This is a genomic window from Pseudidiomarina sp. (genome assembly GCF_048267825.1).
Classification (GTDB): Bacteria; Pseudomonadota; Gammaproteobacteria; order Enterobacterales; family Alteromonadaceae; genus Pseudidiomarina.
Map to the genome: position 1 here is coordinate 249,481 of NZ_JBLWWR010000002.1, position 23,906 is coordinate 273,386.

Annotated in this window: 17 protein-coding genes; 11 read left to right on the forward strand and 6 right to left on the reverse strand. The window is 51.2% G+C overall.

Annotation, left to right across the window (positions count from 1 at the left end; genetic code table 11):
* Nucleotides 1-19: 19 nt before the first annotated feature.
* Complete coding sequence (locus tag ACN0UN_RS04095; RefSeq protein WP_417658838.1) at nucleotides 20-517, forward strand: hypothetical protein; 498 nt, start codon at nucleotides 20-22, stop codon at nucleotides 515-517.
* The gene (locus ACN0UN_RS04100) at nucleotides 514-1,740 is read left to right on the forward strand and encodes a hypothetical protein (protein WP_417658839.1); all 1,227 of its coding nucleotides are present in this window, start codon (nucleotides 514-516) and stop codon (nucleotides 1,738-1,740) included. Before ACN0UN_RS04095 ends, ACN0UN_RS04100 begins: the two co-directional genes overlap by 4 nt.
* On the opposite strand, the gene ACN0UN_RS04105 is transcribed toward ACN0UN_RS04100, so the two are convergent.
* From ACN0UN_RS04105 to ACN0UN_RS04125, 5 genes are read right to left on the reverse strand one after another with little or no spacing between them, the layout of a single operon-like run.
* Entirely contained in the window at nucleotides 1,737-2,129 is a 393-nt protein-coding gene (locus ACN0UN_RS04105; protein ID WP_417658840.1) for an SH3 domain-containing protein, read from the reverse strand. The genes ACN0UN_RS04100 and ACN0UN_RS04105 overlap by 4 nt on opposite strands.
* Complete coding sequence (locus ACN0UN_RS04110; RefSeq protein ID WP_417658841.1) at nucleotides 2,129-3,922, reverse strand: hypothetical protein; 1,794 nt, start codon at nucleotides 3,920-3,922, stop codon at nucleotides 2,129-2,131. The genes ACN0UN_RS04105 and ACN0UN_RS04110 overlap by 1 nt, the downstream gene beginning before the upstream one ends.
* 24 nt (nucleotides 3,923-3,946) lie before the next feature.
* A complete protein-coding gene (gene cysQ, locus ACN0UN_RS04115) occupies nucleotides 3,947-4,732 on the reverse strand; it encodes a 3'(2'),5'-bisphosphate nucleotidase CysQ (protein WP_417658842.1) in 786 nt (261 codons plus the stop codon).
* Between the two features lie 11 nt (nucleotides 4,733-4,743).
* Complete coding sequence (gene cysC, locus ACN0UN_RS04120; RefSeq protein ID WP_417658843.1) at nucleotides 4,744-5,367, reverse strand: adenylyl-sulfate kinase; 624 nt, start codon at nucleotides 5,365-5,367, stop codon at nucleotides 4,744-4,746.
* A 40-nt stretch (nucleotides 5,368-5,407) separates the two neighbouring features.
* Nucleotides 5,408-6,799 carry an MBL fold metallo-hydrolase RNA specificity domain-containing protein gene (locus ACN0UN_RS04125; RefSeq protein ID WP_417658844.1) on the reverse strand — a complete coding sequence of 464 codons (1,392 nt, stop codon included), beginning with the start codon at nucleotides 6,797-6,799 and terminating at the stop codon, nucleotides 5,408-5,410.
* 139 nt (nucleotides 6,800-6,938) lie between these two features.
* Here ACN0UN_RS04125 and ACN0UN_RS04130 point away from each other — a divergent pair, with 139 nt between their 5' ends.
* The 6 genes from ACN0UN_RS04130 (at nucleotide 6,939) to ACN0UN_RS04155 (ending at nucleotide 15,271) form a co-directional block, all read left to right on the forward strand.
* A complete protein-coding gene (locus ACN0UN_RS04130) occupies nucleotides 6,939-7,199 on the forward strand; it encodes a hypothetical protein (RefSeq protein WP_417658845.1) in 261 nt (86 codons plus the stop codon).
* A gap of 86 nt (nucleotides 7,200-7,285) precedes the next feature.
* Entirely contained in the window at nucleotides 7,286-9,982 is a 2,697-nt protein-coding gene (locus ACN0UN_RS04135) for a putative bifunctional diguanylate cyclase/phosphodiesterase (RefSeq protein ID WP_417658846.1), read from the forward strand.
* A gap of 119 nt (nucleotides 9,983-10,101) precedes the next feature.
* The gene (gene pgsB / locus ACN0UN_RS04140) at nucleotides 10,102-11,307 is read left to right on the forward strand and encodes a poly-gamma-glutamate synthase PgsB (protein WP_417658847.1); all 1,206 of its coding nucleotides are present in this window, start codon (nucleotides 10,102-10,104) and stop codon (nucleotides 11,305-11,307) included.
* A complete protein-coding gene (gene pgsC, locus ACN0UN_RS04145; RefSeq protein ID WP_417658848.1) occupies nucleotides 11,304-11,879 on the forward strand; it encodes a poly-gamma-glutamate biosynthesis protein PgsC in 576 nt (191 codons plus the stop codon). Before pgsB ends, pgsC begins: the two co-directional genes overlap by 4 nt.
* 27 nt (nucleotides 11,880-11,906) lie before the next feature.
* A complete protein-coding gene (pgsW, locus tag ACN0UN_RS04150; protein ID WP_417658849.1) occupies nucleotides 11,907-13,058 on the forward strand; it encodes a poly-gamma-glutamate system protein in 1,152 nt (383 codons plus the stop codon).
* Nucleotides 13,059-13,141: 83 nt separating this feature from the next.
* Nucleotides 13,142-15,271: a TonB-dependent receptor gene (locus ACN0UN_RS04155; protein WP_417658850.1), complete on the forward strand. Its 2,130-nt coding sequence runs from the start codon at nucleotides 13,142-13,144 to the stop codon at nucleotides 15,269-15,271.
* A gap of 106 nt (nucleotides 15,272-15,377) precedes the next feature.
* On the opposite strand, the gene ACN0UN_RS04160 is transcribed toward ACN0UN_RS04155, so the two are convergent.
* Complete coding sequence (locus tag ACN0UN_RS04160; protein ID WP_417658851.1) at nucleotides 15,378-16,571, reverse strand: DcaP family trimeric outer membrane transporter; 1,194 nt, start codon at nucleotides 16,569-16,571, stop codon at nucleotides 15,378-15,380.
* Between the two features lie 323 nt (nucleotides 16,572-16,894).
* Here ACN0UN_RS04160 and acs point away from each other — a divergent pair, with 323 nt between their 5' ends.
* The 3 genes from acs (at nucleotide 16,895) to ACN0UN_RS04175 (ending at nucleotide 23,845) form a co-directional block, all read left to right on the forward strand.
* Nucleotides 16,895-18,838 carry an acetate--CoA ligase gene (gene acs / locus ACN0UN_RS04165; protein WP_417658852.1) on the forward strand — a complete coding sequence of 648 codons (1,944 nt, stop codon included), beginning with the start codon at nucleotides 16,895-16,897 and terminating at the stop codon, nucleotides 18,836-18,838.
* A 3-nt stretch (nucleotides 18,839-18,841) separates the two neighbouring features.
* Nucleotides 18,842-19,489 (forward strand): response regulator transcription factor, encoded by a 648-nt coding sequence (locus tag ACN0UN_RS04170; RefSeq protein ID WP_417658853.1) that lies wholly within the window; start codon nucleotides 18,842-18,844, stop codon nucleotides 19,487-19,489.
* Nucleotides 19,490-19,642: 153 nt separating this feature from the next.
* Nucleotides 19,643-23,845 carry a S8 family serine peptidase gene (locus ACN0UN_RS04175; protein ID WP_417658854.1) on the forward strand — a complete coding sequence of 1,401 codons (4,203 nt, stop codon included), beginning with the start codon at nucleotides 19,643-19,645 and terminating at the stop codon, nucleotides 23,843-23,845.
* Nucleotides 23,846-23,906 lie beyond the last annotated feature (61 nt).

A 23,906-nucleotide genomic window follows, 5' to 3' on the forward strand; every position in this document is an offset into this window, starting at 1 on the left:
ATGCACTAAGGATTCACTTATGCAGGAATTTGCCCGCAAGCTTTGCCCGTTGTGTGGTATTCGCCAGCGCCTTGAGCTAAACGCTGGCGTGCAAATCTTTTATTGTCCGCAGTGCCGCGCCAAGCAGTGCTGGGACTCAAATGTACTTAATTCACCCATTATGCTGATGCAAGAAGACGGCAGCACGGTTGTGCCGCCGGTTGAACCTGCAACTTCTGCGAAGGATGGCTCTGTTGGTACAGGTGCGCATGAACAACCGATGAGTCGGCCGAAGAAAATTGCTTGGGCTATATTCACGTTAGTGATGATGGCTGTGTTGCTACCCAAAGAGCTTATTCCGGAAAATCTGATTCCTCAAAATCTGCTGCCGGATATCAATGTTGCACGATTATTTGGTGGCGCCCCGACTCCGGAAGAATACGGGTTTGAACCCTTGCCAGAGTCGCCGTTTACCGCAGCCGATCCGGACACGGTGACGGTGGAGCAAATGGACCAGATGATGGAGGCATGGCAATGAAGCGCTGGCTTTTGGTGTTAATTGTTGTTGCGACAAATATTGTCGCAAGCTTGTCGTTTGTCGCTCATGCGACACCCGTGAAAACCAACGCGGAGTTTCGCGAAACGGTGTACGTGACCCGTGATCACTGGCTGCGCGGAATCGATACGGTGCAGGAACATTTGTATCAAGGCATTCGGATGGGGGGCTATTACAACTTCGAGGGGCGCCTTACAGTAAGCCTATTGCTGGGCGAGCCGGTGGTGAACTGTGTTACGCGCTTAAATTCAATTCGCGACGGCAAGGTGTTACCCAGCGAAGGCTATTCGCTGTATATGGATGACCAAGATGTTGAGGTGTACAACCTGCATTTAGTGGCGCAGGTGCGTGACCCGCAGGTGAACTATGGTACCAGAACGGTGTATGGCATTACGTTTTTCGCAGTGTTTTGTGATGCGGGCATTGTTGGGAACGGTCGGCGCAGTGGTTTTAATGTAGCGGGCAGCCCGAATTGGGATAATTTTATTTGCGGCTTGCCGACCTACTACAAAGCACCGTTTCGCGGCGCGGTGCAAGCAGATGGTAAGGATAAATGCTTGGCGTTAGGCGGTAAATGGCTTGACGCGACAACAGCCAAAAAGTTGATTACCGATGGTTTGCAGTTTAACGAAGTGAGTATTTATGGCTTTCAGAACAACGTGTCGCGGTATGTCCGCAAATACGAGAAGCAGCGCTGGAGTAAATTGAAGCAGCAGGGCACGGCCAACGCAGGGCAGCAACTTGAACGGGTAAAAGTGCTGGATGAGCGCCTGCGTGATGCTGATCAGCAGCAACTGGACTACAAGGCGGCGTTGCATGCTCTGGCAGAACGTTATGTGGATGAACAAAAATACGAGTTGGCACAGCTGCGAATTACGCGCGATAGAGAAACTGAGTTGTATGGGCTGCGTTTAGGGCAGAGCGAACTGTGGATTGTGGAACCGAAATATCATGCGATTCGTGAAATTAGCGAACGCGGCACTTTGGTGGTGCTGACTGGTAAAGATGAATATGTGCGCACGGATAATAAGACGATTAGTGCTGAGCGTTGTGGTCGGGTTAGCCAATATAACGTGATCGACACGGTGCACCGCCGCGAAGTGGTGGAGCTCAGCATTCGCGGCGACGAGCTTTCACGAGAGTGGGAGGAATATGTTGCGAATTACAGCGGGTATCCAGGAATAGTTTTGTGTTCTAGTGGTTAAGGACGCAACAGATCCTGATGGATGTAGCCTTCGCGGTTGTCGCTGAGTTGTACGTGGTACCAGCTTTGAAATGGGTTTTTGCCGATAATTTGCACGGTGTCACCCGGGTTTAGCTTGTCGATGATGGCGGTGTCGGTGGAAGCACCGGCGCGCACCAGCACGCGGCTATTGGCATTCACCACATAGTGTATGTTAGCGGCCTTGAGGTCGTTTTCATTGACCCATGCCACACTGTTCATGCCAGTAAACCAGTTCCAGGCGTCGGCCAGCGGCAATTCAGTAAGAAATTCGCCGAGCTTTGAACCCCAACCCTCGGCAGCCTGTGCAGTTGGTATTCCACTGCTCAATGTGATTGCTAGCGCGAGCGCGCAGATTCGTTTGGTTGTCATTAGTCGTCCCCTGCTAAGAAACTCAGTCCGGCCAGCATCATGTCGGTTGCGGCCTCGAATGCCAGTTCGTACAGCGCATCCATGTCGGCCTCAATGGCGCCGGTGTATTGTTGCAGCGCCGAACCGGCGTTGCCAGCTAAAGCCTCGTTAATAAGCTCCAACACAATGTCTTCGCCGGTGCCTTTGGCGACTTCTTTGGCGGCGTCGTTCAGCTCATCCATTAAGCGGCGCTTTTGCGCAGCCGAAACCTGTTGCGGCTTGCCGCTTGGGCTAAGCGGCGACTGAATGGAGTTTTTCAGCAGCAGTGTGGCTTCTAAGCGGCCAAAGGCATCGCTGCTGATTTTCTTGTCCACGGGCACAGAAACACTGCCTAAGCGGCGCTCCCACAATAAGCTGCCGTACTGATCGGTGGCGACCATTTGTGCGCCCACGGTTGGCTCACCACTGTAACGGCGGCTAAACGGAATCAGCATGATAGTAAACTTCATGCCAGCGACGCTGCTGTTGGTGCTCTCGTCAAACAGCTCACAGACTTGGTCGCTGTAGGTTTCTTCGGGGAAGAAACTGGTGACTAAGCGCACTACGTCAGCACGCAAATGCTTGGTAAACGAGCGCCGGTAGGCGCCCTCGCGGGTTGGGCTGGCCAGTTGCAAAAACAACTTCTGATTGAAGTGTTGTGTGGCCAAAAAGGTGGCGCTGCCAACGTTGGCTTCCGGCAGTTGGTTGCGTAGGTAGTTGGTTACGAACTCGCGGTACTGGCCGACGACCTTGGCGGTTTGTGCGTTGTCGGCCTTGAAGCGCTCGGCCATGGCGGCCATGGACTCGGTTTGGTCGGTAAACGCTTGGTACACCTGCTCGAGCGTTATGGTGTCGGAGATGCTCTTGCGCCAGTAGGCTGCAGCTTCTTCCGCTGAGGCATGCGCATGTGCCGACAGCGACCCGTGGCTGGTTGGGTTATTAAAGGTGGTGTCGGTGGTGTACCAACCTTCGGCAAGGCTTACGTCCATAGGCAGGCCACGCTGGGTGCTGGCGGCGCGCAAGTTAAGCAACTCGCGCAGCATGCGATAAAGGTCACGGTTGGCGGCCAGCGCCCGGTTATGGCCTTGTTGTTGAATTTGGTCTTGGCCGTTGGTGGTAATCAATTGCGCAGCGGTGGCCGAGGCTTTTTCTAACAGCTGCAGGCGGCGTTGGTATTTGGCGAATACTTGGCGACGGCCTTCTTCAGCAGCCAGAATTGTCTTTTTCGGCTTCAGGCGGAACTGATTGCCACGCTTTATCACATTTTCAAAGGCCCATACGGTGTTTTCGGCTTCGGCGCGCTCGAGTGCCTCACGCAGCTCTTTGCGGCGTGTGGCAAAGCCGAACAAATTAACGATAGGCGCACGTTTCAGCAGCCAATAGCCAAGGTACACGGCTGGGAATATCCACCACCACAGGTGCAACCCAATGCTGTTGCCGGGCGGCGGTACAAAGGGCAGGGCGACCTGCGCGGCTTGGGCTTGATCCAGCCGGCGAAACACTTTGTTCTCAGGGTCATAAATGCCAACTCTGGCGTGCTTGGCGCTGGTGGGGTTTAGCGGGTTTATCTGCCAGCCAAAATAGTGCACGTGTTCGCGGTTGTCAGCAGCGGTGCGCGCGGTGTGTTCGTCCAGCACCACATAGGTAGGCGGGCCGAGCACAATGCCCAGCAGCACGGCCAGTACGGTGAGGAAAACAAACTTCCGAAACCCTTGGAATTTAAAAAATAAAACCACTGCAACCAGCAGCGTTCCTAGTGCAATCCACAGCCACATGCTGCGTTCTCCTTATTCGGCAACTTATTCGCCTGCTGATTCGGCAATAAAGTACGGGTTCAGCAGTGATTCTTTGGTGTTGTAGCGCAATGGCTCACCGCTTAGGGTGTTAACCGTACCGCCTGCGGCAAGCACCACGGCGTGCGCGGCAGCGGTGTCCCATTCGCTGGTTGGCCCGAGGCGTGGGTACAAGTCAGCGGCGCTTTCAGCAATTAAACAGAGCTTGAGCGAGCTGCCCATGGGCACCATTTCGTGCTGCTGGCCGAATTTGTCGAGGTACGCCTGCATGACGGGCGACTGATGCGAGCGTGAACCGACGATGCGCAGCGTGGTTGGTTTTTTCTGGCGGGCAGTGATGGCCTGACCATTCTTCATGGCACCAAGGCCGCTCGCCGCACTGTATAAGGTGTCTGTAGCAGGGGCGTACACCACGCCAGCCACCGGTTCATGGTTGTGAATAAGCGCAATGTTCACCGTGAATTCGCCGTTGCGTTTGATGAATTCTTTGGTGCCGTCCAGCGGGTCAATCAGCCAATAGGTGTTCCATTGCTGGCGCTCGTCCCAGCTGATTTCTGCCGACTCTTCAGAAAGTTGCGGCAGCTGCGCAAGTTCGATGTCAGCGAGCTCTAAAATGCCGGCTTTGATGATGTCATGGGCCGCGAGGTCGGCCTGCGTAAGCGGGCTGTCGTCGCCTTTAGCTTGCACGGCAATACGCTGTTCAAAATCAGGTGCGTTGTACAGTTGCATGATGGCAGCGCCTGCTTTTTTGGCGACGGCTTCAAGTTGGCTCAATGTATGTTGGGTGATCATGGTAATTCCTTTTACGCGATGTAGTTGTGGGTGCGCAGGTAGTCAATAACGTGCTGTGCGGCACCTTCAATGCTGAGTCCGGCGGTTTTTAAATGAATTTCTGGTGCGGTGGGTTGCTCATAGGGCGAGCTGATGCCGGTAAAGTTGGCAATACCGCCCGCACGAGCCTTTTTATAGAGGCCTTTGGGGTCGCGTTGTTCGCAGATTTCCAACGGCGTATCCACGAACACTTCAACAAACTCGCCGTCGTTCAGTAACTGGCGCACTTGCTCACGGTCGCGCGCAAAGGGCGACACGAAAGCACTCAACACAATTAATCCGGCATCGACGAACAGTTTGCAGACTTCGCCGATGCGGCGAATGTTTTCTATGCGGTCTTCTTCGCTAAAGCCAAGCCCGCGGTTGAGGCCCAAACGAATGTTGTCACCGTCCAGCAAGTAGGTGTGGTTTTGATTGCGATTGAGCAGCTCATCCACCGCGTTGGCGATGGTTGATTTACCTGAGCCGGAAAGCCCGGTAAACCACAGCACCACAGGCTTTTGGTTCTTCTGTGCGGCGCGGCGCTCGCGGCCAACCTGATGGTTATGCCAGACAATATTTTCGTTGTTACGGTTGGCGTTTTTGTCGGCGCTCATAGTTTTACTTCCTTGAGAAATTCCTTTACGGCTGCGGGCATCATACAAAGGAAACATCACCAGTAACATACCCGCCGTCCGAAATCTTTGTCGCAAGGACTTTTTTCGCGTTTTCTTCGCCGTGCACCAGCCGCACGTTGTGCACGGGCTTCACCGTGGTTTGCAAAAATTCCAGCAATTCGCGCTGATCAGCGTGCGCCGAATAACCGCCTAAGGTGTGTACGCGCGCCCGAATTTGATAGCGCTGCTGGTCAAGCACGACATAACCGCCGCCGGGGCCGTGCTCCTGAATGTCACGCCCGGGCGTATTTGCCGCTTGATAGCCAACAAACACAATGTCGGTGCGCTCATCGTCCAGCAATGCCTTCAGATAATTCACAATGCGGCCACCGGTGCACATGCCGCTGGCCGCTATTACGATTGCAGGCTCGCCGCTACTGCGCAGTAACTCGATAATTTGTTCATGCTGTTGATGGCTTTCAACCACATGCAGGCGCTCGAAGTTGAGCGGGTGGCGATCATCCGCCAAGCGCAGCTTCGCTTCTTCGTCCCACAAGACTTTCAGGCGTCGATACTGCCTGGTGTATTGGGTGGCTAGCGGCGAGTCTAAAATCACGGTCATTTTCCGCCAGTCTGGATCTTGATGCATGATGTCTTCAATTTCGTACAGCAGCTCTTGCGTGCGGCCGATACTGAAGGCCGGAATGAGCACGGTGCCTTTATCGACGAAAGCCTTTTCAATCATATTTTTTAAGCGCTGTTGCCGTGTTTCACGGTCTTCGTGCAGGCGGTCGCCGTAGGTACTTTCCAGCACCAGGGTGTCGGCGTATTCCAATGGAGTAGGGTCTTGCAGTAGGGGGGTATTTTTGCAGCCCAAGTCACCGGAAAACACCACCCGTTGCGGCAACCCTTCATTATCTTCTTTCTGCTCTTGCTCAAATTCGACATACGCCGAACCCATAATATGCCCTGCGTTACGCAAGCGCATGCGCCATCCGTGTTCCAGCTCGTGCCACTGCTCAAGAGGTAGGGTGCGGAGCTGGGACTGCACCCTAGTTAATACCTTTTCAGGGTAGGGAAAGCCGGTGATTTTCATGGCGTCGGCCATTACCAGTGGTAGCAGCAGGCCGGTGGCTGGGGTGCAATAAATGGGCCCGTGAAAGCCAGCCGACAACAAGCTGGGTAGCCTGCCGACATGATCAATGTGGCAATGGGTAACCACCAGGCCAATCAGATTATCAATATAAAAGTCGATGTCTTGCACGCGCTGATTAACGTCGTTGTATTCAACATCGCGCCCTTGAAATTGCCCGCAGTCGATGAGCATGGATGCGGTTTCGGTTAGATAAAATTCGTGGCATGAACCGGTTACGCCTTGGTGCGCACCATGATGAATAATTTGCGGGTTAACAATTCGTTGATTCACGTCCATGTAAAGGCTCTCGATTAAATAAAACGTAATATTTCATAAAAATTAACACGAAGTTATAATTTATGCATGTATTTGTTTAAAAGTTTTTATAGCGTATTCTTTACATTGTGATTGGCAACTTTAGTACAAGGAGGTATCAGTGAGTGACGAATACAGCCGCAACGAACGCCGCAAGCGGCCGCGAAAAATTTCGTTATACAATGGTGATGAAAAATTGTCCGATATAGGGGTGCCGATGGCGGAGTCAAATCACGCCGCACTGAAGCGTACCCTGCAAGAACTGCATCGCTCGCCGATTCTTACGCACGCGGTATTTCGTGATCGGAATGGTAAAACCTGGCTTATCCCGCGATCTATTTCGTACTTTAAACGGTTAAAGATTCAACTGCTTGCGGCTTAACAATATTTACAAAAACGCGCTAGTCATTCGTAGTGTGTTGTGGTTATATTGTTCCCATAACAATTATAAAAGATTGGGGCGGGGGCATGCGCATAATTCAGGTGGATCAACAAGCCAAAGCTGTGGTGAATTTGGTGCTTGGGGCAGCATTATTTATCGCAGCTTTTGTTATTCTGCTGTATCGATTATTTGAACCGACCCAACTGCAAGTTTACCATTCGTTAAGCTCTTCCTTATTAATTGCTGCGTGTGCTAACGGCATCGCCTTATTAACTTACGATTTAAATAGCCAACGCGAGTGGAAACCCGGCGTTTCGCGGGTGTTCGCGGTTCTTGCTATTATCGCTTCAGCCGACGGTTTGGTTGGCAACTTGTTTGATAGTTTTGATGCGCAAATTCATCCAAGCCTATACATTACAAGCGGCTTGGCTGGTTTGTGGATGTCGCTGCGTTTACGGTCGCATTGGGCCATTCGTGCGCAACGCATTATTGCTGGCGTTGCAGCACTGGCGCTGGCGGTAGTGCTGTTGATGCATTTTGTCATCGAAACGCCACTGCTGGCACGTCACCCGTCCGGTAGCTTGGTTGCCGGGGCTTTGGTGTTAATCACACTCATCGCGCTGTGGAACCTTAGTACCGCCAGCGAGCAAGAACTGCCGTGCGTGAGTATGTTAACCACGACCATTGCTTTGGTGGGCTTGTTGGTTTCTACCACGATTGGTGTGGTGCTGTTTCATAATGAAATGAACGAGCTGCGTGACCGGGGCGAAGAGGCGGCGGTTAACCTGAATATTGCGCGTCGTGCGGCGGGCAACGAGCATGTGAGCACCTTGAAGCGCCTAGCTGAACGCTGGGAAAACTACCCCGATAGCATTCACAACAGTTTAATGGAATTGGACATGAACGCGTTTTTGCGTGATGTCGATTTCTTAGAAAGTATTATTTTGCGGCGCGGCACCGAGCTTATGTGGGAACGTTCGCGCGACCGCGACACCTCGTATAAAGAAATGTACCAAAACGATGCTTATGTGCAGCAGCAGTTTGATCCGTTGCGTAAAGAACACGTACAAATGCTGGTTGCGTCGCGCTCAAAAACCGAAGATGGCGCCCGCGTTTATATTCATATTCCGATAGACTTCAAAGACGACAATTACGAGAAAGGTTACTGGGGCATTCTGGCGGTTATGAATGTGCCGCAAATGCTCAGCAACCAAACCCTGACATACCGTTCGCCTATTTATACCTACACCGCAATATCGAATGGCATGTTGCTTGATCAACACGGGCATTGGGTGACCACCCCAACGTTGGACTACCTGCACAATCATGCGCTGTTTTTGTACGAGAGCTCACTGGAAACTGAGTTCACCACAGGCACACCCATTTATTCGTACATGTATGACTTGCAAGAAATGCAGGCGCGCGCCAATTTGCAGATTCTGGTTACCTTGGCGGGTATCGCCATTGTGCTGTTTATGGCGCTAACCATTGAACGTAACCGCGAGTTGGTGGTGCAGGGGCGGCAATTGCGCTTCCAGGCTGAACACGATGCGTTAACGGGGTTGTATAACCGCACCACCATTGAGCACATGATTGCTGACCGTTTCCATAAACAGCGTGACTTAACCGCCATGTTTATTGATCTGGATGGCTTTACGCTGATTAATGACAGCTTGGGCTTGCAAGTGGGTGACCGCTTACTTCAGGTACTGGCGCAGCGCTTAACCAACATTATTGGCAAGCGCGGCATGTTGGCCCGTTTCGGTGGCGACGAGTTCTTAATTGTGATGCAGAAAATGCAGGACGATGAAGAAGGCCTGGCGGAAATCACCAGCAAGATATTGAGTGCCGTGGCGCAGCCGTACCGCATTATGCACCACAAGATTTACCTGACAGCCAGTATTGGTGTGGCGCATCAAACGGAAGATCAATATGCGCCACTGGAATTGATTCAGCGCGCCGATATGGCCATGCATCAAGCGAAACGTCAGGGCCACAATCACGTGCAGATTTATCAGGACAGCATGAGCCTGCAGTTCAAGTCATCGGCGGCGATGCGCTCTAGCTTGCAAGAGGCCATTGAGAAGAACCAACTGACGCTGCATTACCAACCGATAGTGCGCTGTAACGACGGTGCCACGGTTGGCTACGAAGCATTATTGCGGTGGGAGCGCGAGCCGGGCCGGTTTATCTCGCCAACCGAATTTATTCCATTGGCAGAAATGACCGGTCAGATTATCCCGTTAAGCGAGTGGGTATTCCGCCGCGCTTGCGAAGCTGCGGTTACTTTGCAAAAGCATGGGCCGTGCAAAGTTGCGGTGAACCTGTCGACACTACATTTTAATAGGAGCGAATTTACACCGTTTTTGGAGCAAACGCTGGAAGAAACAGGCTGTAATCCGGAATGGCTTGAGCTGGAACTTACTGAAAGCATCTTGATGGAAAATACGGACTATGCGGTTGAGGTTCTGCAGAACCTGCGCGATAAGAAAATCAGCATTTCGTTGGATGACTTTGGTACTGGCTTCTCGTCACTGAGCTATTTGAAGCGCTTGCCGGTGGATAAAGTAAAAATTGACCGCAGCTTCATTGCTGGCATTCGCACGCATCGCTCAGATAGGGTGTTGATTGGCTCGGTGATCAAGATTGCACAAAGCTTAAACTTTGCGGTTGTGGCCGAAGGGGTCGAGACTGCGCAACAAGCTGAGTTTGTCACTGAATTAGGCTGTAATTACATGCAAGGTTTTTATTTTGGCCGCGCTGTTCCACTCGGCGAGCTGTAGCGGTTTTATTTAAACCCTGTTTATGTGAGCGATTGCGTAAATCCTTTGTTAATGGCGATCTTTTGAACTATTAATTACATACACTTACGCATGTAATTAACAATCTAAAGGTCGCCAAGATGTCATTTCCCTTATTGTTAAGCATTGTGGTGTTGCTGTGGCTGCTGTTAGTGGCCGGTGGCGCCTTCGAAGCTTTACGCCACAAGCTGCTGTTGCGTGCTATTCCTGTACGCGTGCATGTGAACGGCACCCGCGGAAAAACCAGTGTTACCCGACTTATTGCTGCTGGCCTGCGCGGCGGTGGCAAGCGTGTGTGTGCCAAAACCACCGGCTCAGCGGCAGCGATGACCGACCCCGAAGGCCGTGAGTTTCCTATCTACCGCATCAGCGGTGCCAACATCATTGAACAGATGCGCATGCTCAAACGCATGGCCACGTTAAAGCCTGAAATAGTGGTGGTGGAGTGCATGGCGCTGCAACCGCACTACCAAAGCTTAAGTGAATTGCGCATGGTGCGCTCCACCGTGGGAGTGATTACCAATGCCCGCGCCGACCATTTGGATGTGATGGGGCCGGGGGAGCGCGATGTGGCATTGGCATTAGCCGGCAGCACGCCGGTGCGCGGCGACCTATTTACCGCTGAACGTGATTTGCTGGATGTGTTTCAGGCGTCATGCCAAGACCGCCGCAGCAAGCTGCACGGCGTAACTGAAGACGAAGTTGCCGCGATTCCCGATACCGTATTAAGCCAATTCAAGTACGCCGAGCATGCCGAGAATATCGCCTTGGCGTTGAACGTATGCGAATTTTTGGGTGTGAGCCGTGAAGATGCCTTGCAAGGCATGCTGACCCTGGAGCCGGAAGCGGGCGCCATGCAGGTGCTGCACGTGCGCTACTTTGAGCGCGAATTGGTGTTTGTGAATGCCTTTGCTGCGAACGACCCTGAATCTACGGGGCGCATATGGGAAACCATGCTGAAAAAGCATGGTGAGGGTCGCCGTTCCATCATGCTGATTAATTGCCGCGCCGATCGCCCGCACCGCTCGCAACAAATGGCGGAAGCGGTGGCGCAATGGACTCCCGGCAGCAAGGTTATTTTGATGGGCTCTGGCACCTTTATCTTTGTGCGTGAGGCGATGAAATATGGCCTGGACCCAGACACCTTGCTTGTTATGGAAGGTGCCCACATGACCGAAATCACAGAAGTACTGCTGGAACAGTCACAAGGTAACGCGCTGATTGTTGGCATGTGCAATATTCATGGCGGAGGCGAAGAAGTCGCTCGCTTTTTCCAAAACCGCGCAATTGAAGAGGAAGACGTATGATAGCGCTCAATATATTGGCCGTCGCCATTGGCATCGGGCTGTTTTTTACGCTGTTACTGACCCAAACCCTGGGGCTGGCGGCCGGTGGTTTGGTGGTACCCGGTTATGTGGCGCTGCAACTGACGGATCCGTTAAGCTTGACGCTGACCTTAGTGGCCGCGTTTGTGACCTATCTGATTGTGAAAATTGTGTCCAGTTTCGTGATTGTGTATGGCCGTCGCCAAACCATCATCATGATTTTAACCGGCTACATTATCGCGGGCTTGTTCGATTTGTTTGTGGGTAACTTAGTGAACTGGACCGATTTGCAAATGATAGCGGGCGCGGACGAGGCACAAGCGCAAGTACAGGCGTTGGAGTCGAACTTTATGATGTCGGTAATGGAAAGCAGCATTATTGGCTACATTATTCCGGGCTTAATTGCCATTTGGTTTGAGCGCCAAGGGGTGCTGCAAACCTTGTGTGGGTTAGCGGTTACCGCGGTGCTGGTGCGTTTGGCGTTGATTGTGATCATGCCAGAGTCACTGCACATGTACGAAGCAAGCCGCGCGTTTGAAATGCCGGGCTGGTAAGTCACGCCAACAGGAGTAGATAGTGGTATGAGTAAATTTACGAAGATTTATTGGCGCTCATCAGGTGTACCTTTATGGGGCCAGGTATTTTTGATTGCTTTGGCGTTACTCGCCATGGTGTTGGCCGAAAATTTACGGCAGCGTGACCCAGTGGTGGATGACAACTATGCCACCATGGTGAATGCGGCAAAAATTATGCGCGATGGCATGGATGTGCTGCAACCAATGCGTGCGCAAATGGCGCCGATTAATCCCGAATTTGACCCACAGCGTTCTGGCTTGGTGGGCTTAGAAAATTCAATTATTACCACCAACCAAGGTGGCCGCGAGTCGAAGCAAACCACGGTGAACCCGAACTGGGCTGCGGTGGCGGTGAAACTCATGGCCGATGCCGGTGTTGGCCGCGGCGATTTGGTTGCGGTGACCATTTCTGGCTCGTTCCCAGCCATGAACTTAGCGGTGTATTCGGCTCTGGAAGCGCTGGAAGCCGATGCGGTGATTATTGCTTCGGCGTCGTCGTCGCAGTGGGGTGCGAACGTGCCCGGCTTCAGTTGGTTAGACATGGAGCGCGCTTTGCGTGACGCTGGCGTGTTGTCGCTAAAACCGATTTATGCCTCGTTGGGTGGTATTGAAGACCGCGGTATTGGTATTTCGGAAGAGGGCATCGCGTCACTGCGTAATTCCATTGAGCGCGCTGATTTAAAAATGATTGAGCCTGCGAACTATCAAGAAGCTGTGGCGGACAGAATTGCGATATTCCGCGAGTATTCAGCGGACCGCAGCTACAAAGCTTTTGTGAACGTAGGTGGTGGCGCAACCATTGTTGGCCCGCCAGGCATTGATGATATGTTCAAATCAGGCTTACAAAAAGATGCCCCGGCCCGGGCTTTTGCGGTGGACACCGTGATGGGTTATTTCTTACAAGAAGAGATTCCTGGCATCCATTTTATTGGCATCAAGAACTTGGCGAATCGCTACGGCTTACCCATTGCGCCGGTTGAGCCTGTGCCCGTGGGTAACGGCGGCATTTACTCGTCTACCGTGTATAACCGCTGGCTTGCGTTAGCACTCGGCCTCGGCCTGTTCGGCATGACCTGGTTGATTGTGCGCTCAGCACGAATCACCAGTATCTTTAATCGCGCCGGCAACCACGGCAAGATCACCAAACCGATGGTTTAGTATTTGTGAATGCGAATTATTGTCATTTAGATTTAGTTTGGTTATGATCAGGCTCCGTCTAAAACAATAAAAGTGATCTCGCAATGAACTTCTCAGTAAACCGAATTGCCACGGCCGTGATCGTGGCAACGCTCTCTTTCAACAGCTATGCGCAGTCAACCGAAAATGAGGGCTTAGAACGCATCACAGTAACCGGCAGCCGAATTGTTGAAAACTTTGATGAAGTACCCGCCAGTATTACCGTGATAGACCAAGCAACAATTCAAGAAAACTTGCATGTAAGTTCTGAGCTGCAAGCTATCTTGTCGTTCGTGGTACCAGGAATGTCACCAAATACCGGTAGCACGAGTAATTTTGGCCAGACATTACGCGGTCGCAACATGCTTATTATGATTGATGGTGTGCCGCAGGATACACCATTACGTAACGGTTCTTTAGGCGTGCGAACATTAGACCCTGCAGCAATCGAACGCATTGAAGTGCTCAACGGTGCAACGTCGGTGTGGGGCAATGGGGCCGCTGGTGGTGTTATCAACTACATTACCAAACAACCGAAACCAGGCGACGCTGAAGTTTCGTTCACTCAATCCGTCAACACTAGCTTAGTTAAGACGCAAGATAGCCTTGGCTACCGCTCAGTACTCAGTGCCAGCGGGAAGTCAGATGCGCTGGGATATGTGGTCAAAGTATCGCAAGAGAATTACGGCGTACAACGCGATGCCGAGGGTGATATTTTAGGTTTGCAGTACGGGTTGTCAGACAGTAAACAGCGCGACGCGTTTTTAAAATTAAGCTATGACCTCAATCCAGAACAGGCTTTCCAATTCACGTACAATTATTACGATTCGGACCAAAATGCGAATTACCGTGATGTACCCGGGAATATTGATTTGGGTGAAAAAACGTATGCAGAACCGCTTCCGGAAGGTGAAATAAAACTCGGTGCGCCGCAGGGTCCCGAGGGTAACTACAACCTTATGCTGAAATACAGTGATGTTGAGCTATTTAGCAATACAGCTTGGACGGTTGATATCTATAAGCAAAAAATTGATAACGTATTTTTTTGGTCACCTTCGTTGTCGAATCCCGATGAAGGATATAGCGGTGGCCAATCTGCTATTTTGTCCGAAAAGGCTGGTTTACGTTCAGTGTTTACGAGCCGGTTTGACCTAGCAGGAATTCCAACAACGTTTATTTATGGCGTTGATTTACTGGAAGATGTTACCTCTCAGCCGTTGCTGGATGGACGTATATGGGTTCCGGAAATGGATATGCAGTCCAGCGCATTATTTTTGCAAACCAAATGGGACTTGGGGTATGACTGGACTGTGAAAGCAGGTGTTCGACGCGAAGATATTAACGTTGCCGTTGACGATTACACAACGCTGAAACTCTGTCGCGATGCACAAACTTGCTCAACTGAAATGGCTGTGAGTGGGGGCGAAATGGATTACGCGGCGAACACTTTTAATGTGGGTTTGCGTTACCGTGCTGACAATGGTGTTTCACCATACATTAGCTATTCTGAAGGTTATGAAATTCCAGACTTGGGTTTGTTGCTACGAACCGCAACGGTAAGCGATCTTTCATTAATTGAAGGTGAAGCGTCAATTGTCAAAAATTACGAAATAGGTTTAAGCAGTGAGTATGACGATCTTTACTACAGCTTGGCTTTGTTCAGAAGCACATCAGAACTTGGTACAGGCAGTAAGTTTGACCCTGCGACAGGTATCTACCGTCCAGTTCGTGCTCCGCAGAAAATTTGGGGTTTTGAGGCGACTGTGGATTATCGTCTGAACGATGCGTGGCGCATTAATGCGGCCTATGGTTATACCGAAGGTAAAGATACGGCGAATGATATTTACCTCGGAGCTCGCCAAATTAGCGCGCCTAAATTAAGTACGGCACTGCGTTATCAAGGCACGGAAAATTTGAACGTGAGCCTCTATTGGCTTCATGTATTTAATCGTGATCGTTTTGAACCGAACGCAGAAGGCTTCTATACAGGCGATCAAGGCCCTATACGTAGCTATAATCTGCTGAATATGTCGGCCGATTATACGTGGCACAATTGGAACTTCTTTGCTGGCGTTGAAAACCTTCTGAACAACGACTATTTTCCGGCTCGCTCGCAAGCACTGCGTTATGGCTCTGGCTATAGTGTGAAAGGGAAGGGTATGACGGCAAATCTTGGTTTCCGTTATAGTTTCTAACGTTGAACAATAAGCGATATTAGCCGTTCGATATTAGATATTCGCAAAACAAAAAGGCACCTCGCGGTGCCTTTCTAATATCTAATGGTTAATATCGTACTTGCAGTTAGAAGCTGTACATCGCCATGAACTGCAGGCGCGTTAAATCACCTTCTTGATCGGATTCGTTTTCACGCTGTGCCAGCGACAATTCGCCACCGAAGGTTAGCTTTTTATCCACCGAGTGCATCACGTTGAAGCCGATGCGTTGGGTGAATTCAGTGGCCAATGAGCCTTCTAAGTTATCGGTATTGTCGGCCCAGCCGCGGCTGTACACGATGTTAGAACGGGTTTTGTCGGTCCAGTTGTGACGGTAAGCGAACGTCACACCCATCACGTCCAGCGTTTCAAGGCTGTTGTTTTGGTCAACGTAAGCACCGTTAAAGGTGTTTAAGCCCAAGTAGCGGCCGATACCTGAACCTGCGGTGAACGACGCACGAATGTCATTGCCGTTATCAAAGGCGAATTTACCGCCTAAGGTAACGCCGTAACCGGTTGCGGTTTCGTCGCTGCCGTCACTGTCAATGTCATAAGCCAGTTGGCGCACTAAGCCTGCTACGCTGTAGCTCAAATTGCCGCTTGCGCCTTTATACTTGGCGGTAAAGTCAGGCATGATGCCTTCGCCAGTGGCTGCACGCGATACGCCGCCGCTAACCGGATCAACCAAGCTCACAGTGGTTTCTGGGTTTTCGATTGAGAAGCTCCACGCGCCGCTGCTGTAGCGTACTTGCGGCTGGCGCATAAACACCATACCGTCGGTTGCACCAACGAAGTCGACTGATTCAGGCAAGATGCTCAAGTCTTGGAAGTTTGACCACGCTTGGCCAATCATCCAGTTTTTGTAGGTTAAATAGGCTTGGCGTAAACGCGGCGCGTACGAGTTGGTGATACGTTCGTCACCACTTGGTACCGTTAAGAAGTCAATTTCGATGCGACCGCTAATGTCTTCGCCGTTTTCAAGCTGTTGTTTTACGTCGAAAAAGAAGCGAGACTGGCGTGCATGGAAGTCAGTGACTTGGTCGTCGCCTTGACCGCCAACCGGCGTTAAGCTAGGTATATAGAACTGACGACCGATGTTCTTGTCGGTACCAGAACCGGCCGAGCCGTCACCGTAGTCAGAGATCATGGCGTCGAGTTTAACGTAACCGCTGAACGACCATTCTGGCCCTTCTGCGGCATGTGCATTCGTGGCTAAGCCGCCTGCCAAGCTGGCAAGAACTGCACTGGCAACTAGCGATTTGGTTAGAGTTTTCTGCAACATTGCTGTGCTCCTGTTTTGTAAGACGTTGTTCGTTAATCGTTAGTCGTTATTCGAAAAGCTTCTTCGCTCTTTGGTTTTTGCTACGAATAACCAATAACGATTAACGAATAACCATGGTGTTAAGCTTTTAACATGACGCGCTAATTATCAATCTAGACTATGGTCTAATGGCTTGATCGCGCGCAATAACTGAAGGTATAAGCATGAAAAACAAGAGCGATATTAGCTATTAGCTATTAGATATTAGAGAAAGAAGAGCAGTTTTTCGGGTTTTGCTAATATCCAATAGCTAATATCGAACTAGCAGTTCAATAGGAGGTTCTATGCATCATGAAGTTTATAAAGTGCCGGCGGATGCGAAAGCGCGGGCGCATATTGATAATGACAAGTATTTAGCGATGTATGCGCAGAGCGTGAAAGACCCGGAAGGTTTTTGGCGTGAGCATGGCCAGCGCATCAGCTGGTTTAGCCCGTTTAGTAAGGTGAAGAACACCAGTTTTGCGCCGGGTAATGTGAGTATCAAATGGTTTGAAGATGGCACCTTGAATGCGTGCTACAACTGCGTTGATCGCCATTTGGCGGAGCGCGGCGATAAAACTGCGATTATTTGGGAAGGCGATGACCCAAGCGTAAGCGAAGAGATTAGTTACAAGCAGCTGCACCATGAAGTGTCGCGGTTTGCAAATGGTTTGAAGAAGCTCGGTGTGCAAAAGGGCGACCGGGTTGCGATTTATATGCCGATGGTGCCGGAAGCGGCTTACGCGATGTTGGCTTGTGCGCGTATTGGTGCCGTACATACCGTTATTTTTGGTGGCTTTTCGCCGAATGCAATTGCCGACCGCGTGAATGATTGCGGTGTAAAAGTTATCGTGACTGCAGACGGTGGTCGTCGTGGTGGCAAAACCACGCCACTGAAAGCGAATGTTGATGAAGCGTTGCGTGGCGGGCGTTGTCCGTCGGTTGAGCATGTGGTAGTGGCGAAAGTTATCCATGAAGAAACTGAGTGGGATAACAACCGCGATGTGGCGTGGGACCAATTGGTCAAAGACGTGCCAGCTGAGTGTCAGCCTGAAGTGATGAACGCCGAAGACCCATTATTCATTCTGTATACCTCAGGTTCAACGGGTAAGCCGAAGGGCGTGTTACACACTACCGGTGGCTACATGGTGTATGCGTCGATGACGCACGAACTGGTATTTGATTACCACGAAGACGATGTGTACTGGTGTGCCGCCGATGTGGGTTGGATTACCGGGCACAGCTACATTGTTTACGGGCCGTTGGCGAACGGCGCGACCACCTTGATTTTTGAAGGGTTGCCAACCTATCCGGGTGTCGGCCGTATTGGTGAAGTGGTCGACAAACACAGCGTGAACATTCTCTATACGGCACCAACTGCCATTCGTGCGTTGATGTCAAAAGGCACGGCTGCGGCAGAAACATCTACCCGTAAGTCATTGCGCACGCTGGGTTCCGTTGGCGAACCGATCAACCCAGAAGCGTGGGAATGGTACTACAAGGTGATTGGCGAGAGCCGTTGCCCAATTGTCGATACCTGGTGGCAAACCGAAACGGGCGGCATCATGATTACGCCGTTGCCGGGTGCAACGGACTTGAAACCGGGTTCAGCAACGCGACCATTCTTTGGGGTGCAGCCAGCCTTGGTGGATGCCGATGGCAATGAGCTTGAAGGCGCCGTTGACGGCAACCTGGTGCTGAAAGATTCGTGGCCAGGCCAAATGCGTACCTTATGGGGCGACCATGAGCGCTTTGAGCAAACGTACTTCTCTGCATACAAAAAAATGTATTTCACCGGTGACGGTGCGCGTCGGGATGAAGACGGTTTCTACTGGATTACAGGCCGTGTGGATGACGTGTTGAACGTTTCGGGTCACCGCTTAGGCACCGCCGAAATTGAATCGGTGCTGGTTGAGCATGCGAAGATTTCTGAAGCTGCGGTGGTGGGTTATCCGCATGACGTGAAGGGCCAGGGTATTTACGTGTATGTGTCAGCAATGGCCGGCACCGAAATTACCGACGAGCTAACCAAAGAAGTGCGCGACTGGGTGCGTAAAGAGTTAAGCCCAATTGCCACACCGGACTTCATTCATTGGACAGCCGATTTACCGAAAACACGTTCGGGTAAAATCATGCGCCGTATTTTGCGCAAGATAGCCGCGAATGAGTTTGAAAACTTAGGTGATACTTCTACGCTTGCGGATCCGTCTGTGGTAGATTCGTTAATAGAGAACCGCTTAAACAAGTAGAGCATGGCCAAATTTCTAATCGCTGATGATCACCCGTTGTTTCGCGAGGCGCTGCAAGGCGCACTCGCGAATCATTATCCCGAACTGGAATTACGCGAGGCCGGTGATCTTGATGCGACTTTGGCTGCTTTAAATGACGATGACGATCTTGATTTGCTGCTGCTTGACTTGCACATGCCAGGCAGTGGCGATTTGTATGGTTTGATTCGTATCCGCGAAGACTTCCCCCTGTTACCTGTTGCGATTATTTCTGGCTCAGAAGACCCTGCTGTTGTAGCGAAATGCATTGGTTTCGGTGCCTTGGGTTTTATTCCAAAGTCACTGCCGTCAGCTAAAATTGCAGAGGCGATTGATGTGATTTTGCAGGGCGACACCTGGGTGCCTGAAGAAGTGCGCGGGCGCTTAGACAACTTGACGGATGAGGACCAAGAGCTCGCCAAAAAAGTGGCCGATTTAACCCCACAACAATACCGCGTGCTGTATTTGTTACACGAAGGTTTGCTCAACAAGCAAATTGCCTACCAACTTAATATCACTGAAGCCACCGTAAAAGCACACATTACCGCGATATTCAGAAAGCTCGGCGTTTATAGCCGCACCCAAGCAGTATTGCTGGCTGAACGCTTGCAGCTTGAATCCAACCTAAGTTAGCTTTTTCGTTTTATTAAAGCCCCTTGTCACATGTCTGAAACATTTTGTTACAACCTTTAAACATAAATTGTTTATTTGTTAACAAGATGTGGTAATTTCTTTCGTTGCGATTGGACAATGTCGCACATATCTTACAGACACAAGGGAAGAGCAATGAAAACAATTCTAACAGCTCGATGGTCAACCCTGGCGATCGCCGTTGCAGCAGCAACAAGCATGTCCGCCGCGGTAGCTCAAGAGTTCCAAAGTGTTGACGCGAAGCTAAAAGTAACGGAGCGAACGGGCACAGTGCACGGCGAAAAAGTGCATATGAGCTTGGATGAGTTCGCCGCAGCGCAGAAATCGACACGCTATTTGATTGAAATGGTAGAGCCAGCTGTCGCTATTTATAAAGGCGGCATTGCGGGCTTTGCAGCAACATTCGCAAAAGCCACTGGGCAAGAGCGCCTTGATGTAAAATCAAAGCCTGTACAAAACTACGCGCAATACTTGCAGCGTCGTCAAGATGCCGTGCTGGCAGAAATCAGCAAACGCGTTCCAGAGCTAAAAGCCGAGTCGCACCTGACGCTAACCTTTAACGGCGTGATTGTGGACTACAAAGGCGGCGACTTAAAAGAGAAGCTGCGCGGCGTGCCGGGCGTAAAAGCGGTGCATGAAGACGAAATTTACTATGTTGACATGGATGCCTCCAATGATCTGATCAACACACCGGATGTGTGGCAGATGCTCGGCGGCCAAGATGTAGCCGGCAAAGGTGTTAATGTTGCGGTTATCGATACCGGTATTGATTTTGCTCACCCAATGTTTGCGGATAATGGTCACGATGCTGCAGTGACTGCTGCAACTGATGATTATTGTGCGACCAACCCGGGTAGCTGTAACGACAAGTTAGCGGTTGCACGCTTTTTTCCAGCACCAAGCACCGTGCACCCTGATGAATTCATGACCTCACCGCAAGACATGAACGGCCACGGTTCGCACGTGGCGGGTACCTCTGTCGGTAACCCAGTGAGTACAACTTACGATGGTGTTGCCTTTAACTTTTCTGGCGTGGCACCGGGCGCGAACTTATTTGTTTATAAAGCCCTGTGGAATACCTCCGATGGTCGTGGTTCAGGTTTAACCTTGAGCCTTGCGGATGCGCTTGAGGCCGCCGCAGCTGATGGTGCCGATGTTATTAACAATTCATGGGGTGGTGGCGCTGGCGGAAGCCCAGCATCAAGCTATTACACGCCGATTATGAAGTCACTGGATGAGATGGGCGTGGTCACGGTTACCTCTGCAGGTAACTCAGGTCCGGCACCCGTAACAGTGGGCTGCCCGGGCTGTATTGAAGAAACCATTACGGTTGCTAGTACGCAGACCGGTCGTGTGTTTGTTAATGACCTTGACGTAACAGGTTTTGACCCGATTGAAGCGAACTTGGGCAACGGTGACTTCGAAGTTACGGCACCGATTACCGCAGACTTACTGCCTGCTTCGCAAGTGGATGCAGCCAATATCGAAGCTTGTGCTCCGTTCGCTGCAGATGCGTTTGCTGGTCAAATTGCCTTGGTAACACGCGGCACCTGTTCGTTTGAGAGCAAATCCAATAATGTGCAGGCTGCTGGCGCGGTGGCGATGGTGTTGTATAACAACGTGCCTGACGAAGTGATCATTATGACCACAGGTGCTTCAACTCTGCCTAGCGCATCTATTATGCAGGCCGACGGCCAAGCAATTGAAGCAGCTTGGGCTGCTGGCATGCAAGCGACGATTAATCCAAACTCAGTTGAGACGGATGCGGCGCGGGTGGATATCATGTCTGATTTCAGTTCACGCGGACCGAACGGTGATGCGAACATGCTGAAACCGGAAATTGCTGCGCCTGGGCACGACATTTTATCGGCGGCACCAGGTCAAGGCTATACCACGTTGAGTGGCACCTCGATGGCTGGGCCGCATGTGGCAGGCGCTGCAGCTTTGGTACTTGCACATAATCCAGCGCTAGCACCGCAGCAAGTGAAGTCAATTTTGATGACCTCATCAAAAGCTGGCGTGAAGAAAGAAGATGGTGAAACGGCTGCTGACCCGTTTGATGTGGGTGCAGGGCGTTTAGAAATGCCAGCGGCATTTAATACCGGCATCACTTTCGATACGGCATCACTCGCGCATCCAATGTGTATGAACGTGTGTACCTTTACACGTCAAGTGACCAACTTGAATGATGCGGCGGCTGAGTGGCATGTTTCGGTTGAATTCCTGAACCCGAATATCACAGCAACCTACCCGAATACAGTAACCTTGGATGCCAGCGGTAGCGCTGAGTTCGCAATGGAAATCAACGGCTCGCAAGCTGGTGAAGATTGGCAGTTCGGCACCGTAACCTTTACCGATGCTGGTGGCACGTACGCAGATGCGCGGTTACCTGTTGCGGTGTATACCGCGCTGTCGGAAAACACCGGTGCTCTAAGCAGCGGCGTTACGGCAGGTGAGTTGGTTGCTGAAAGCCCAATTACCATGAGCATGATTGCCAGCATGGGTGCTACCGGTGAAGATGTAACCGTTACCGCACAGTTCCCAAGCGACGAGAACTTCGTGGTTGATGAAACTTCTGTAGCTGTTACTGAAACCTTAAGTACCACCAACAGTTCTACGCTAGATACCACCGCGCGTACTTACACGTGGGTGGGTTCTCAAACGGATAACCCAGCTGTTGCAACATTGGAACCAGCGCCGGCCTTCCCTTACGTAGGCATGGGCTTCGACGCATTGGCAGGGTTCGGCATCACGCCTGTGGTGATTTGTGACGCTGGTTGTGATGAGTCGGGTACAACACTCAACATCGATGGGTTACCAACGTGGGAATACGAAGGTACCAATCACACATTGTTTACCTTCTGGGAAAATGGCGTGATTGAAGTTGGCGGCAACCGCGTTGGCGTTACGTATCAGATTCAAGGTTTACCGAATACTGCCGAACCAAATGGTATTTTGGCGCCGTTTTGGTCTGACTTTGAAACCGAAGCCGGTGAAGGTGAACTTCGTTATAACGTCGTTAATGACGGTGTCGATTTGTGGCTCGTGTTCGAGTGGTACAACGTGCAAGCGTATGGCGACACCACCGGTGTTACGTATACCTTTAATACGTGGTTCCGCCTGGGTACGAATGAAGTCTATTACAACTACCTTGATATCAACCAATCGACCCCGCTGGGTTATGCTGTTATTGGTGTAGAGAGCATGGATGGTAACACTGGCAGCATGGTTTACGCTGGCGGTACTGGCTATTACCCAATTGATGGCGAAGCCTTTATTGCAGGCATGAGTCAGGGGCAAGCTGCCTCTGTGCAGATTGACCTGGATGCCAGCGTTGCAACCTTTGGTGACGTAGCTGCAGTGAGCGACAGCGGTGCGCATAGCAACGCTATGACTATTGACCTGACGGACGCAGTTGGTGCGCCACAACGAGACTTGTTAACGCTGTTGAATGTTAGCAGCGGTACCGAGTCGTATGACGCAATTCTGCCATTACTGATCAAGCCTGATGGTGCGTTATCTGTTGAAATCACTGCGCAACCTGAGAATGGTACGCTAACCATGGACGGCATGACGGCAACGTTTACGCCAACTACTGGCTGGACGGGTACCGATAGCTTCTCGTACCGCGTCGTGGATGCTGCAGGTTCAACCTCAACCGAAAATACGGTGCAAATGACCGTAACCAACACTGCACCCGTGGCGGCAGCGAGCGCCCCTGAAACGGCAGAAAACGGTGACACTGTTGAGCTGAACGCATCTGCTTCAAACGATGCTGAAGGCGATGCATTAACCTATACGTGGACGCAAACCGCAGGCCCAGAGATTGAGCTTGCTGATGCAGACACTGCGGTTGCTTCATTTGTAGCGCCATTGTTTGAAGAAGACGACACGGACTTCAGCTTCTCAGTAACTGTTTCTGACGGCTTGGAAGAATCTACTGCAACTGTAACGGTCACCGTATTGGCTGATCCGAACACAGCGCCAGTGATTTCAATCAATGCGCCAAGTTCAGTGACGCCTGATACTGTTGTGGTGTTAAACGCAGCAGGTACAACCGACGCTGAAGGCGATACGTTAACCTACCAATGGCAGTTTATTGGCGGTGCAACGGTATCGTTGAGCAATGCCAATACGGCGGCAGCACGCTTTATTGCCCCGCGTGTTGACGAAGACTCCGAAGCGAACTTCATGTTGACTGTGTCTGATGGTCGTGCAACCAGCCAACAAACAGTGACTGTTGCGATTAAGGCACAAGACACATCAAGCGGTTCATTCGGTTGGTTATTCACCTTACTGGCATTGCCACTGGTGTGGTTACGTCGCCGTACGGTGTAAACACGGTGTAAATTAACACGATAAAAATTACAATTTTTTAAATTTTGTAATTCAATACAAA